The organism is Pseudomonas tohonis (assembly GCF_012767755.2).
GTDB lineage: Bacteria > Pseudomonadota > Gammaproteobacteria > Pseudomonadales > Pseudomonadaceae > Metapseudomonas > Metapseudomonas tohonis.
The window spans coordinates 2,093,586-2,107,249 of the sequence record NZ_AP023189.1; the positions used below are offsets into that span (position 1 = coordinate 2,093,586).

Here is a 13,664-nt window from a genome sequence, read left to right on the forward strand (position 1 = left end):
TCAGTCCTGCTCGTACTTCTCCAAGGTGTCGCGGGCGATCTGGCGGCCCAGCTGGATCAGCTCCGGCGCCTTGTAGAACTCGAAGAAGCGGCACACGCGCTTGGGCACGTTGATCAGGACGTCCGGCGGGTAGCCGGCGATCTTGTACTGCGCGAGCGACGTCTGCATCACCTCGAAGCTCTGGTTCACCAGGTCCAGCAGCGAGGCCGGGCCGACGCTGGCGACCACCTGCGAGCCGCTGGCCGAGCTCGGCGCGCCTTCCTTCTGCGGTGCCGCCGCCGGCTGCTGGGCGCCGGGTGCCGCAGCGTCCTCGACCCAGGGATTGGCGATGGGCGCGGTGGCGCCTTCGAGCAGCAGTTCCTCTTCGACGCCGCGCTTGCGGAAGGGCAGGCGCTCGCCGAGGGAGGTCATCATCTGGTCGATGCGGCCCTTGAAGGCCGGCGGTCGTTCGATCACCGGCAGCTGGTACTGCTTCTGGTTGGTGGAGTTGAGGTTGACGGCGATGATCAGGTCGCAGTGGCTGGAGACCACCGGCACGATGGGCAGCGGGTTGAGCAGGCCGCCGTCCACCAGCATGCGCGAGCCCTGCATCACCGGGGTGAACAGGCTGGGGATGGCCGCCGAGGCGCGCATGGCCTGGTGCAGGCAGCCTTCCTGGAACCAGATTTCCTGCTGGTTGGTGAGGTCGGTGGCGACGGCGGTGTAGGGGATGGCCAGGTCTTCGATGTCGATGTCGCCGACGATCTCGCGGATGCGCCCGAACACCTTCTCGCCCCGGATGGCGCCCAGGCGGAAGCTGACGTCGAGCAGGCGCAGCACATCGAGGTAGTCCAGGCTCTCGGTCCACTCGCGGTATTCGTCCAGCTTGCCGGCGGCATAGATGCCCCCGACCACCGCGCCCATGGAGCAGCCGGCGATGCAGGCGATCTCGTAGCCCCGCGCCTCGATTTCCTGGATCACGCCGATATGGGCATAACCCCGGGCCCCGCCGGAGCCGAGGACCAGTGCGACACGCTTGCTCATGACTTCACCTTTTCCTACACAAGGGGCAGACGATACCTGTGGGAAAGAGCGAGGCCAAGCGAATGGACGTCTGCGTGTCGCAGGAGTGCGACGGCGGCCTTGAAAGCTCCCCGGGGAGGGTGCAGCGCGGAATTTTTCCTGTTCCGTACCGTCTCAACCACCATTAGACTCATGGCCATTTCACATCCCGAGGAGAACCCCCATGAAAGCCTGGATCAGCCTGCCCTTGATCGTGCTGGTGCTCGCCGGTTGCGCTGGCAAGACGGCCTACCGCGACAGCTGCGGGTCCCAGCTCGACGCGGCCTGGAGAGAACTCGACCTGGCCAAGGCCGAAGGCTTCGCCGGCACCGTCAGCTACTCCAAGGCGCTGGGCCTGCTCACCGCGGCCAAGACCGAGCAGCAGTTCGAACGCTTCGAGGGCTGCACCGCCAAGGCCGACAAGGCGCGCTTCTACATCCGCGAGTCCCGTGCCGGGCGCTGAGGCGCCGGGTGGCAAGAGCCGGGGCATGCCCCGGCTTTTTTGTGGGCGCGTGCCGGCCTGAGGACGCGGGGACGCAGTGGAACGTGCCTCGCCTCAGTGCCCGCCGGCATCGCGGATAGCCCTTTCCTATCCGCATTATCAAAGAAATATCTTGTTTAATTTGCCGCCTCGCTCCTAATATCCAAGTCATTACTTGTGTAAATGATCTGGAGAGACGCCTGATGGACACCACTGCCTCCCTCGATTCCCAGCCCACCGCCAGTTGGGGCGAACTGCTCAGCGGGCGCAACGGCCTGATGGCGGTGGCGCTCACCGGCGGTGTCGCCCTGCATGCGATCAACGTGCACATCGTCACCACGGTGCTGCCGTCGGTGGTGCGCGAGATCGGCGGGCTGGACTGGTACGCGTGGAATACCACCCTGTTCGTGGTGGCCTCCATCGTTGGTGCCGCGCTGGCATCGCGCCTGCTCGCCGTCGGCGGGCCGCGTGGCGCGTGCCTGGCGGCGCTGGTGTTGTTCGCCCTGGGTTCGGTGGGGTGCGCGACGGCGCAGACGATGCCCTGGATGCTCGCCGCGCGGGCGGTGCAGGGGTTGGGCGGTGGCCTGCTGGCGGCCCTGAGCTATGCGCTGATCCGCGTGGTGTTCGCAGCGCCGCTGTGGCCGCGCGCGGTGGCGCTGGTGTCCGGCATGTGGGGCGTGGCGACGCTCTGTGGTCCGGCCGTGGGGGGCCTGTTCGCCGAGGCCGGGCACTGGCGCTGGGCCTTCTGGGCGCTGCTGCCGGTGGCCCTGTTCCAGGCCCTGCTGGTCATGGCCCAGTTGCGCCCGCGCACCGATGACGCCGAAGCGGACGCGCTGCCGGGCATCCCGGTGCTGCAGATCGGCCTGCTGGCCGCCTCGGTCCTGGCGGTGGCGGCGGGCAGCCTGTCGCCGCAGTTGCCCCTGCAAGCCCTCGGCGTGGCCGTGGGGCTGGCCCTCGGGGCGCTGGCGCTGGGCTGGGATCGTCGCGCGACCGTGCGCCTGCTGCCGTCCGGTGGCGCTTCGCTGGGCAGCGCGCTGGGCGCCGTCTACGCCTGCGTGGCCTTGCTGCTGGCGGGGACCACCACCGAGATCTTCGTGCCTTATTTCCTCCAGGTGCTGCACGGCCAGACGCCGCTGCTGGCGGGCTACCTGACGGCTGCCATGGCGGGGGGCTGGAGCCTGGGGTCGCTGCTGTCGTCCGGGCGCCACGGCGCGGGGGCGGTGCGCCTGCTGCGCGGCGGGCCGGTGCTGTGCGTGGTCGGGCTGCTGGCCCTGGCAGTGCTGATTCCGCTGGCGGGGGAGCTGGCCCATGCGCTGCGTACCCTGCTGGTGGGCGTTGCACTGGCGGCGGTGGGCGCGGGCGTGGGCATCGGCTGGCCGCACCTGCTGACCCGGGTGCTGGAGCTGGCGCCGCGTGGCGAGGAGAGTGCGGCATCCACCGCGATCACCACGGTGCAGCTCTACGGCATGGCCATCGGCGCGGCGCTCGCCGGCCTGGTGGCCAATGCCTCCGGGCTCAGCGTGCCGGGGGGCGTGGCCGGCGCCCAGTCGGCGGCGGCCTGGCTGTTCGCAGGCTTCGCCCTGGCACCGCTGCTGGCCGCAGTGCTGGTCCGGCGCGTGGTCGGGCGGGCGCATTAGCAGGCTGCGTCGTCTGCAGGTTTCAGCGGCCTGTTAGACGATCGCCGACTTTCCACGCGGGGGAGGGCGCGGGGCATAATCCACCCATCCCCCTCTCGCTTCCCCGGAGCCCCCGATGCAGCTCGACTTCACCACCCTCAGCCCGCTGGACGCCTATCGCTGGCTGGCGTCCACCGTCACTCCGCGTCCTATCGCCTGGGTTTCCAGCCAGGCCGCCGACGGCACCCTGAACCTCGCCCCCTTCAGTTTCTTCCAGGTGATCAGCGACGCGCCGCCGACGCTGATGGTGAACGTCAACAACCGCGCCGACGGCAGCCTCAAGGACACCCTGCGCAACGTGCAGGAAACCGGTGAGCTGGTGATCCAGCTGGTGTCCCATGCGCTCGCCGATGCGATGAACGCCAGCTCCGCGCAGCTGCCGAGCGAGGTCAGCGAGTTCGAGGCCTGTGGCATCGCCAGCGAGCCTTCCGTGCGCGTGGCCCCGCCCCGGGTCAAGGGCGCGCCGGTGGCCTTCGAGTGCCGGCTGGTGGAGGTGCAGCCCTACCCGCGCGAGAACCCCAACTGCCACCTGATCTTCGCCGAGGTGCTGCTGGCCCATATCGACGATGCGGTGCTCAACGAGCAGGGACGCGCCGACCCGCACCGGCTGGACCTGGTGGGCCGCCTGGGCGGCAGCGCCTATGTGCGCACCCGGGACACCTTCAACCTGGTGCGCCCGAGCTGAACGGGCACCGTCTTCGGGCGCCGGGGTGATGATTCTGGCGCCGATTCCCTGGCGTTCGCTCTGAAAGCGACCTCGACTTAGCTAAAACCTCCAATCGGCCGCCCCCTGGCAGGCTTATGGCTTGTCGCCAGCATGGTCTCGCTCCTAAGTTCACGCTGTTGTCCCGGCAGCCTGTGAGGCGAGGCCGGCCATCCGGCGAGGAGGAGTCCCCATGGCATCGGTTCTGCAACGTGGTATCGCCAGCCTCGGTACGGCGAAGAAGCTGACCCTGGGGTTCGGCGTGGTGCTGCTGCTCACGGCGGTCGTGGCCGCCACGGGCTTCTCCGCGCTGCGCAGCGTGGCCGACGGCGCCGCCCTGCTGGAGCGCACCAACGCGCTGGGGGGCGAGGTGCTGCGCATCCGCCTGATCGAGAAGGACTACGCCCTCACCGGCGATGCCAAGCAGGCCGAGGCGCTGCGCCAGGCGACCCAGGCGTTGCAGGAGCACGGCCAGGCATTGGGAGCCGACCTCGGTGGCGCCAGCCAGCAGACGCTTGGGCAGGTGGAGCAGGCGGTGACCACCTACCGCGCGGCCTTCGACCGCTATGTGGAGCTCACCGACAACATGCGCCTGTCCCTGGAGGCGGCCAACTGGCTGGTGGTCAGCGCCTCCAACAGCCTCGACGTGCTGCAGTCGGGCCTCAACGAGGACGGCGTCGACCTGCTGAAGAGTTCCCAGGGGGCGGAAGGCGCCGAGATGGTCGCCCAGGGCGGCGAGATCAGCCGTGTCTACCAGTCCCTGCTGCTGGCGTTGAACCAGGCCCGCGTGCGCCTGGAGCAGAGCCGCAGCAGCGGCGATATCGACGAGAGCGCCATCCAGGAGGCGCTGGACGCCCAGAAGCTCGCGGGCGAGCTGCGCGAGAGCATGAAGGACCCGGGCTACGCCGCGGTGCTCACCGAGGTGATCGGCAATATCGATTCGTTCAACGACCGACTCAAGGAATACACCGGCCACCTGCGCCAGCAGAAGGTGGAGTACCAGGCGCTGGTCGGCGCCGCAGAGGTGATAGTCGGCGCCGTCGACCAGGCCTATGGGCAGCAGAAGGAGGCGATGCTCGCCCAGCAGCGCGCGAGCTCCCTGCTGATCCTCTCGGCCAGCGCCCTGGCGCTGCTCATCGGCCTGGCGGCCACGGTGCTGATCGCGCTGCTGATCGTGCGGCCGTTGCAGCGGGTGATCGCGGTGGCGCGGCAGATTTCCGCCGGCGATCTCAGCGTCGAGATCGAGGTTGACCGCAGTGACGAGGTGGGCCAATTGCTGGAGGCCATGCGCGGCATGTCGGCCAACCTGCGCGACATGGTCGGGCGCTTGCAGGGCGGGGTGGCGCAGATTTCCTCCTCGGCCCAGGCGCTGTCCTCGGTCACCGAGCAGACCCGCGTCGGCGTCAACGGCCAGAAGCTGGAGACCGACCAGGTGGCCACCGCCATGAGCCAGATGACCGCCACGGTGCATGAGGTGGCGCGCAACGCCGAAGCGGCCGCCGCCTCGACGCAGAGCGCGGACAGCAAGGTCAGCAGCGGCAGCGAGGTGGTGCGCCAGACCCTGGGGCGGATCAACCAGCTGGCGGCGGCCATGCAGGCGGCGACCCAGAGCATCGAGCACCTGAGCCACGAAACCCAGAGCATCGGTTCGGTGCTGGACGTGATCAAGAGCGTCGCCGAGCAGACCAACCTGCTGGCCCTCAACGCCGCCATCGAGGCGGCACGTGCCGGCGAGCAGGGGCGCGGCTTCGCCGTGGTGGCCGACGAGGTGCGCGCACTGGCCAAGCGCACCCAGCAGTCCACCGCCGAGATCGAGCGGCTGGTCGTCACCCTGCGCGATGGCGTGCGGCGCTCCGTCGAGCGCATGCAGGAAAGCGGGACGCTGGTGGAGATGACCGTGCAGGACGCCAACCACACCGAGCTGGCCCTGAGCGGCATCGCCGAGGCGGTGTCGGTGATCCACCAGATGAACCAGCAGATCGCCGCCGCCGCCGAGCAGCAGAGCGCCGTGGCCGAGGAGATCAACCGCAGCGTCACCAGCATCCGTGACATCGCCGACCAGTCCGCGCTGGCCATGGAGGAAACCGCCAGCTCCAGCACCCAGCTCGCTTCCCTGGGCCGGGACCTCCAGGCGATGGCGGGGCATTTCCGCCTCTGATTCCCGGGCTGCCTCGTGGGAGCGGTTTCAACCGCGAATGGCAGGGTGCCTGGCAATCGCGAATAAATTCGCTCCCACAGGACGGCGCACCGGCAGCTCTGGCGCAGCGTTTCGCCGGGGTGGACCTGGCGCACGGTTTCGTCAGCAAAAATTGCAGGGCGCTTTGCCATCCCCGCGCTCGCCGGTAGCATCGGTCCATTGTTTCGGGAGCCTGCGATGCGAACCAGACTGGATGCCTGCCTCAACGCCGTGAACCAGGTCGTGCTGGGCAAGGAGCCCCAGGTGCGCCTGGCGCTGACCTGCCTGCTGGCCCGCGGTCACCTGTTGATCGAAGACCTGCCCGGCATGGGCAAGACCACCCTCAGCCATGCCTTGGCACGGGTGCTGGGGCTCAGCTTCCAGCGCATCCAGTTCACCTCCGACCTGTTGCCCGGCGACATCCTCGGCACGTCGGTGTTCGACAAGGACACCGGCCAGTTCGTCTTCCACCCCGGCCCGGTGTTCGCCGAGCTGGTGCTGGCCGACGAGATCAACCGCGCCACCCCCAAGAGCCAGAGTGCGCTGCTCGAAGCCATGGAGGAGGGGCAGGTGACCATCGAGGGGGCGACCCGGCCCCTGCCCGAGCCTTTCTTCGTCATCGCCACGCAGAACCCGGTGAGCCAGGGCGGCACCTTCGCCCTGCCGGAGTCACAACTGGACCGCTTCCTCATGCGCCTGTCGCTGGGCTACCCGGCCCGCGCGGCGGAGAAGGCGTTGCTGCTGGGCGAGGCGCGGCGGGAGATCCTGCCGCGCCTGGACCCGGTGCTGGATCACGCCGAGCTGGCGCTCATCCAGGCCGAGGTGCCGAAGATCCGCGTCAGCGACGCCCTGGTGGACTATGTGCTGCGCCTGGTGGAGGCGACCCGTTCCCACACCCGGTTCGCCTGGGGCCTGTCGCCACGGGCCAGCCTCGCGCTGCTGGCCGCTGCCCGGGCCTGGGCGCTGCTGGCGGGGCGCGACTACGTGATCCCGGAGGACGTGCAGGCCGTGCTGCCCTCGGTGGTCGGCCACCGCCTGCGTGAACAGGCCGACCCGGCCGGCCATGGTGGCGGCGCCCTGGTGCAGTGGCTGCTGCGCGAAGTCCCGGCGCTCTGATGCTCACGCAGCGCGTACGGCCGCGCTGGAACCGCTGGCTGGCGAAGCGGATCCCGCCTGCGGCCGAGGTGCGCCTCAACCAGCGGCGCATCTTCATCATCCCCACGCGCACCGGGCTGGCCTTCGGCATCGCCCTGGTGCTGATGCTGCTGGCGGCGATCAACTACCAGAACAGCCTGGCCTACGGCCTGACCTTCCTGCTGCTCTCGGTGTTCATCCTGACCATCCTCCACACCTTCCGGAACCTCGCCGGCATGACCCTGCGCGCGGCCGGCGCCCCGGCGGTGTTCGTCGGCGAGCGTGCGCGCTTCCGGGTGCGCCTGGAGAGCGAGCGCCAGCCGCACCAGGCCATCGCCTTGGGCTGGCCACCGGCCGAGCTGCAGGCGCAGGACGTGCCCGCCGCCGGTTCCTGCGACTGCGAGGTCGATCTGCCGGCCGAGCGCCGAGGCTGGCTGCGGCCCGGGCGCCTGCGGGTGGAAAGCCGTTTCCCCCTCGGCCTGCTGGTGGCCTGGAGCTGGGTGGACCTCGACCAGGCGGCGCTGGTCTATCCGCGCCCGTTGCCCGGCGACCTGCCGATGGGCACCGGTGGCCGCCGGGATGACGAAGAGGATGGCGTGCGCGTGCTCGGTCGCGGCGCCGACGATTACCAGGGGCTCAAGCCCTACCAGCCCGGCGACTCGCGGCGGCGCCTGCACTGGAAGGCCTATTCGCGGGGCCAGGGCCTGTTCGTCAAGGATTTCGCCGCCCTCGCCGGAGCCGACCTGTGGCTCGACCTGGACGGCCTGGAGGGCGAGCTGGAAAGCCGCCTCTCGCTGCTCTGCCATTGGGTGCTGACCTTTACCGAGCGCGGCCAGCCCTTCGGCCTGCGCCTGGGCGGCGAGGAATTGCGCCCGGCCACCGGTGAACCTCACCGTGACGCCTGCCTGCGTGCGCTGGCCCTGTACGGGGTGGCGCGATGAGCACGGTGCAGCCGATCCCGCGCATCGCCCTGACCTGGCTGCTGGTGGCCCAGGTACTGGTGATCCTGCCGCACCTGTTCCACTTGCCGCCCTGGATCATCGGCTTGTGGCTGGTCTGTGCCGGCTGGCGGATACAGGTGTTCCGCATGCGCGCCCGCTACCCCAGCGGCCTGGCCAAGGTGCTGATGATGCTAGGTGCCGGCGCCGGGGTGCTGCTGTCCCGGGGCAGCCTGATCGGCCTGGATGCCGGCGTGGTGCTGCTGGTGGCGGCCTTCATTCTCAAGCTGGTGGAGATGCGGACGCGGCGCGATGCGCTGGTGCTGATCTTCCTCGGCTTCTTCACCGTGGTGACGGCCTACCTCTTCGACGACGGCATGCTCGCCGCCCTCTACAGCCTGCTGCCGGTGACCGCGTTGTTGGCCTCGTTGATCGGCCTGCAGCAGAGCGCCTTCGCCGCCCGCCCGTTGGCCACCCTGCGCCTGGCGGCGACGCTGCTGGCCCAGGCGCTGCCGCTGATGCTGCTTTTGTTCCTGTTCTTCCCGCGCATGGGGCCGCTGTGGTCCCTGCCGCTGCCCAGCGACAAGGGCGTCACCGGGCTGTCCGACAGCATGGCGCCGGCCGATATCGCCGAGCTCAGTCAGTCCGCCGAGCTGGCCTTCCGCGCCAGTTTCGAGGGCGCGCCGCCGCCGCGCCGCGAGTTGTACTGGCGTGCGCTGACCCTGGAGCGTTTCGACGGCCGTCGCTGGTCGCAATCGGAGGCCAGCCAGTTCAACGCCCCCGCGCAGTGGGAGAAACGCGGCGAGCCGCTGAGCTACAGCGTGGTCATGCAGCCCAGCGAACGGCCCTGGTTGTTCACCCTGGACGTGGGCGAGACCAGCCTCGAAGACACCCGCCAGATGATCGACTACCACCTGCAACGGCGGCACCCGGTGGACCGCTCACTGTTGTACCGGGTGACCTCCTGGCCCGAGGCGGTGCGTGACCCGGTGCTCGACGAGCGTGTGCGCCGGCGCACCCTGCAGTTGCCGGAACAGGGGGACCCGCGCAGCCGCGCCTGGGCCGCCGAGCTCAAGGCGCGACACCCGGCGACGGAGGACCTGGTGCAGGCGCTGCTGCAGCATTTCAATCGCGAGCCCTTCGTCTACACGCTGAAGCCACCGCCGGGCGGGGCGAACAGCGTCGACGAATTCCTCTTCGACAGCCGCCGCGGCTTCTGCGCCCACTACGCCGGCGCCATGACCTTCGTGCTGCGTTCCGCCGGCGTGCCCGCGCGGATCGTGGCCGGCTACCAGGGCGGCGAGATCAACCCGGCGGGCAACTACGTGGCGGTGCGCCAGTTCGATGCCCACGCCTGGGTCGAGTACTGGACCCCGGAGAAGGGCTGGAGCAGCGTCGACCCGACCTTCCAGGTAGCGCCCAACCGCATCGAGCAGGGGCTGGAGGAGGCGGTGGCCGGGGAGCAGAGCTTCCTCGAGAACTCGCCCTTCTCGCCGCTGCGCTATCGCCAGGTGAGCTGGGTGAACCAGCTGCGCCTGGCCTGGGACCAGCTCAACTACGGTTGGCAGCGCTGGGTCCTGGGCTACCAGGGCGAGGTGCAGATGCAGGTGCTGCAGCGCTGGTTCGGTGCCCTCGACGGCCGCACCTTCGCGCTCTTGCTGGTGGGCGGTGGTGGCGTGCTGGTGGGCCTGGTGGCGCTGTTCATGTTCAAGCCCTGGCGCCGCGAACGCGACCCGCAGCTGCGCCTGTTCCAGGGATTCGAGCGTGCGCTCGGCCGCCAGGGCGTGCGTCGGGGCAAGGGCGAGGGCCCGCGTGACTATGCCGCGCGTGCGGCGCGGGCGCTGCCGGCACAGGCCGGGCTGATCGAGGAATTCGCGCGCCGCTATGAGGCTCTGCGCTATGCTGGCGAGCCTTTGCCACCGGCAGAGCTCGCGCAGGCGCTGAAGGCCTTGCGCAGGGCGCTGCCCTGGCGCCTTACCCGCGTGGAGCGCTGATCGGACGCGCGCCCGCCTGCCCGGATGACCCTTCCATGCCTGCCATGCTCGACGACCTGATCGCCCAGGTGCTGACCCTCGAAATCAAGCTGCTGTCGTGCCGTGCACGCCTCGAAGCCGGCACCGATGGCGAGGCCCTGCACGACCTGCGCATCAACACCCGGCGCCTGCGCAGCCTGCTGCGCCCCCTGCGGGACCTGCCCGCCGCCCAGGTGCTGAACGAAGCGGCCCGCGAGGTCGGGGCACTGAGCACGCCGCTGCGTGACCTGGAAGTGCTGATCGTGGAACTGGAAAGCCATGGCCTGGCGCACCTGGCCGAGCCGCGTCGCCAGCGGCTACGCGAAGGCTATCTCGCGCTGCTGGCGGCCCCGGCCCTCGCGCAGCTGTTCCGCGTGCTGGATGCCTGGCCGCAGCTGCTGCGCATCTCCCATCGCGAAGGGTTGCTGGTGAAGCCGCGCAAGACCATCCGCAAGCGCCTGGCCAAGGACTGGCAGCGCCTGGAGCAGGCCCTGGCGGACCCGAGCCACGACCGTCATCGCCTGCGCCTGCTGATCAAGCGCGTGCGCTACGGTGGCGATGCCTACCCGCAGTTGGTGGAGACGTCCGCCAAGGCCCAGCGCCTGCTCAAGGGCGCGCAGGCCGCCCTCGGCAAATGGCATGACCGCCTGCAATGGCTGCTCATCGCCGAGCAGGAGCCCGACCTCGCTCCACGGGTAAAGGCCTGGCGCGTCGCCATGCACGGCGCCGAGGTGCGTTCGGATCGGGTGCTGGACAAGCTGCAGGCGAGCCTGGGCTGATCTTTTTCCCGCGGGTCGGGAGCAAGCCGGCGAACCCTATGCGCCGAACCTTCCTGGCACTGCCGCGGGTGTTTCGGCGGGCTCCGCATCGATGGGATTCGCTTCGCTCTTCCCATCCTACGGGCTGTTCTCGCCGGTGACTCCTGCTTGGGTCGAGAGCGGGATCAAGGCGTTTCGCGAGCAGAGCTCGCTCCTGCGGGGAGGGAGTCGCGGCCATCAACGCCTCTGATGCCCTGGCATTTTTCCCCTCCCCGTTGTCGCTACCCGCTTGAAGGTCGGCTTTCTAGCGCCTGGGCAATCCCCTAACATCCCTCCACTTTCGAATTCAGCGGGTGAGTGGACCATGAAGTTTTCCCAGTTGATCCAGGCCGTTCGCAGCAATCCCGACGAGGTCGTGGTGCCCAGCGCATGGGCCCAGGGCCGGGCCAGTTTCGGCGGCCTGGTGGCCGCGCTGGCCTATGAGGCGATGAGCGCCAAGGTGAGTGAAGGGCGCCCGGTGCGGTCGCTGGCGATCACCTTCGTCGGCCCGCTGGAGGCCGAGGTGCCGGCGAGCTTCGAGGCGGAGGTGCTGCGCGAGGGGCGGGCGGTGAGCCAGATGTTCTGCCGCGCGGTGCAGAACGGCCAGACGGTGGCGGTGGTGCAAGGCAGTTTTGGTGCCTCGCGTGAGTCGGCCATCGACGTACAGGCCGACCCGGCACCGGTGATCAAGCCGGCGGAGGAGTGCCAGGAGCTGCCCTTCCTGCGTGGCGTGACCCCCGATTTCACCCGTTTCCTGGCCATGCGCTGGGGCATCGGCAGCATGCCGTTCACCAACAATCCGGCCCGCGAGATGGGCGGCTGGGTGCGTTTCCGGGGCGAGGTCGAGGATGAGCCCGCCGGAATCGCCCACCTGCTGGCGCTAGTGGACGCCTGGCCGCCGGCGGTGCTGCCACACCTGCGCAGCCCGGCACCGGGCAGTTCGCTGACCTGGACCATCGAGTTCGTGCAGCCGCTGCCGACCGTGGGCACCCTGGACTGGTGCCTGTACCGCGCGGAGATCGATCACGCCCGTGACGGCTACGGCCATGTCTCGGCGCGCCTGTGGTCGCCTTCCGGCGAGCTGGTGGCGCTGAGCCGGCAGACGGTCACCGTCTTCGGCTGAGGCGTCAGAGGGACGCGACCTCCACCCGGTTGCGTCCGGCCTGCTTGGCGGCATAGAGCGCCGCATCGGCGCGGCCGAGCAGGGATTCCAGGGTTTCTCCGGGGCGCTTCCCGGCGATCCCCAGGCTGAGCGTCAGGCGCAGGACATCACCCCCAGCGAGGTCCACGCGCAGGGCCTCGACTCCGGCGCGAAGGCGCTCGGCCACCAGCGCGGCCTTGCCGTCCCCGGTCTCCGGGAGGATGGCCGCGAACTCCTCGCCACCCAGGCGCCCGAGGACATCGACCCCGCGCAGGCATTCACGCATCACCCGGGCGACGGCGCGCAGGGCTTCGTCGCCGATGGCGTGGCCATGGCCGTCGTTGACCGACTTGAAGTGGTCGATGTCCATCATCAGCACCGAGCACGGATGGCCGAAGCGTTCGGCCTGGCGCAGCATGTCTTCGGCGCGCTGCATGAAGGCGCGGCGGTTGTCGAGGCCGGTGAGGCCGTCGGTGGTGGCCAGGGTCAGCAGCTCGTGCTCCATGCGCTTGCGCAGGCTGATGTCGTAGCTCCAGACCAGGTGCGCGGGCTCGCCCTCCAGCTCGACGATACGGCCGAACACCACACCCCAGTAGGGCGCGGTCTTGCCCAGCAGCGCCTCCCAGTCATCGATCTGGCGACGTGCCTCCAGGGCGGCGCGGAAACGCTGGGCTTCGGATTCGGCGGCGAACAGCCGGTCCAGGGAGAACTGCGAGCCACGCTGCAGGCCCTGGCGGACGATCAGGCGCTGGTTGACGAAGTGCACGCGGCCGGATTCCGCGCCGATCAGGGCGACGTCGCTCGGGCTGGCCTCGAGGATGTGCTTGAGCAGTTCGCGGCCTTCGCTGAGGGCGAGGGTGCGCGCCTCGACGCGGCTTTCCAGGGTATGGGCGAGTTCGCCAAGGCTCTCGCTCAGGCGCCGTGCTTCGCGGAAGTTGTAGATCAGGTGGGTGACCAGCAGGGCGCCGCCCACCAGCAGGCCGAGCAAGGCCCAGGCGAGCTTGCTGAAATAGCCGTAGAGACGCTGGCGTTCTTCATCCAGTTCGTTGGCCAGGGAGATGTTGGCGGCCACCATGACTTCGTGCATGGCGCGCTGCAGCGGCGGCAGCTCGCTGAGGATTTCGGCGCTGGTGGCGCGGGCCGAGGCCTGGTCGTTCCAGTCGACGCGTTCCAGCCAGCGCTGGCTGAGTTCGGAGACGCGTTGCAGGGTGCGGGTGGTTTCCGGACGCGCCGTGGGCAGGAAGTCGAACAGGTGATGGCCTTCGACGGGGCGCGCCAGGCTGCGCAGTACGCCGAGGCGGACCACCAGTTGCGTGGCGCCGCTGTGGCCCTGCTCGATGTGCTGCGCTTCCTCCAGCAGGCGGTCCATGCCGTTGCGGATCTGGTAGACCTGCCACAGCTCGCCGTGTGAGCCGGGGCGGCCGAGCTGCCGTGCCTCGTTCACCACCAGCCACAGCGAGCCCCCGGCGGTGATCGCCATGACCAGCATGAGAACCAGGAGGACCGCCATCACCAGCCGCTTGCGCGGCAGGGAAATACTGTCGGCAAAACTGTCGGGCATGGTC

10 protein-coding genes and 2 pseudogenes are annotated in these 13,664 nt (G+C 69.6%); 10 read left to right on the forward strand and 2 right to left on the reverse strand.

Annotated features, from left to right (window positions below; all coding sequences use genetic code 11):
• Positions 1–1,023: a patatin-like phospholipase family protein gene (locus HSX14_RS09665; protein ID WP_173173927.1), complete on the reverse strand. Its 1,023-nt coding sequence runs from the start codon at positions 1,021–1,023 to the stop codon at positions 1–3.
• A 202-nt stretch (positions 1,024–1,225) separates the two neighbouring features.
• On the opposite strand from HSX14_RS09665, the gene HSX14_RS09670 reads away from it, so the two are divergent.
• The 10 genes and pseudogenes from HSX14_RS09670 (at position 1,226) to HSX14_RS09710 (ending at position 12,081) form a co-directional block, all read left to right on the forward strand.
• Positions 1,226–1,504, forward strand: a complete 279-nt coding sequence (locus HSX14_RS09670) for a hypothetical protein (protein WP_111261393.1) — start codon at positions 1,226–1,228, stop codon at positions 1,502–1,504.
• Between the two features lie 221 nt (positions 1,505–1,725).
• Positions 1,726–3,159 (forward strand): MFS transporter, encoded by a 1,434-nt coding sequence (locus tag HSX14_RS09675; RefSeq protein WP_173173929.1) that lies wholly within the window; start codon positions 1,726–1,728, stop codon positions 3,157–3,159.
• 115 nt (positions 3,160–3,274) lie between these two features.
• Positions 3,275–3,883, forward strand: a complete 609-nt coding sequence (locus HSX14_RS09680) for a flavin reductase family protein (protein WP_173173931.1) — start codon at positions 3,275–3,277, stop codon at positions 3,881–3,883.
• Positions 3,884–4,973: 1,090 nt separating this feature from the next.
• A pseudogene (locus tag HSX14_RS31570) lies at positions 4,974–5,156 on the forward strand (HAMP domain-containing protein); the annotation flags it as partial.
• 393 nt (positions 5,157–5,549) lie between these two features.
• Positions 5,550–6,059 (forward strand): annotated as a pseudogene (locus HSX14_RS31575) (methyl-accepting chemotaxis protein); the annotation flags it as partial.
• Positions 6,060–6,275: 216 nt separating this feature from the next.
• Positions 6,276–7,193, forward strand: a complete 918-nt coding sequence (locus HSX14_RS09690; protein ID WP_173173935.1) for an AAA family ATPase — start codon at positions 6,276–6,278, stop codon at positions 7,191–7,193.
• On the forward strand, positions 7,193–8,152 hold the full coding sequence (locus HSX14_RS09695) for a DUF58 domain-containing protein (RefSeq protein ID WP_173173937.1): 960 nt from the start codon (positions 7,193–7,195) through the stop codon (positions 8,150–8,152). The genes HSX14_RS09690 and HSX14_RS09695 overlap by 1 nt, the downstream gene beginning before the upstream one ends.
• Entirely contained in the window at positions 8,149–10,143 is a 1,995-nt protein-coding gene (locus HSX14_RS09700; RefSeq protein ID WP_173173939.1) for a transglutaminase TgpA family protein, read from the forward strand. The genes HSX14_RS09695 and HSX14_RS09700 overlap by 4 nt, the downstream gene beginning before the upstream one ends.
• A 35-nt stretch (positions 10,144–10,178) precedes the next feature.
• Positions 10,179–10,940 (forward strand): CHAD domain-containing protein, encoded by a 762-nt coding sequence (locus HSX14_RS09705; RefSeq protein ID WP_173173941.1) that lies wholly within the window; start codon positions 10,179–10,181, stop codon positions 10,938–10,940.
• Positions 10,941–11,283: 343 nt separating this feature from the next.
• The gene (locus tag HSX14_RS09710) at positions 11,284–12,081 is read left to right on the forward strand and encodes an acyl-CoA thioesterase (RefSeq protein ID WP_173173943.1); all 798 of its coding nucleotides are present in this window, start codon (positions 11,284–11,286) and stop codon (positions 12,079–12,081) included.
• Positions 12,082–12,085: 4 nt separating this feature from the next.
• On the opposite strand, the gene HSX14_RS09715 is transcribed toward HSX14_RS09710, so the two are convergent.
• Complete coding sequence (locus tag HSX14_RS09715; protein WP_173173945.1) at positions 12,086–13,660, reverse strand: GGDEF domain-containing protein; 1,575 nt, start codon at positions 13,658–13,660, stop codon at positions 12,086–12,088.
• Between the last annotated feature and the right edge of the window lie 4 nt (positions 13,661–13,664).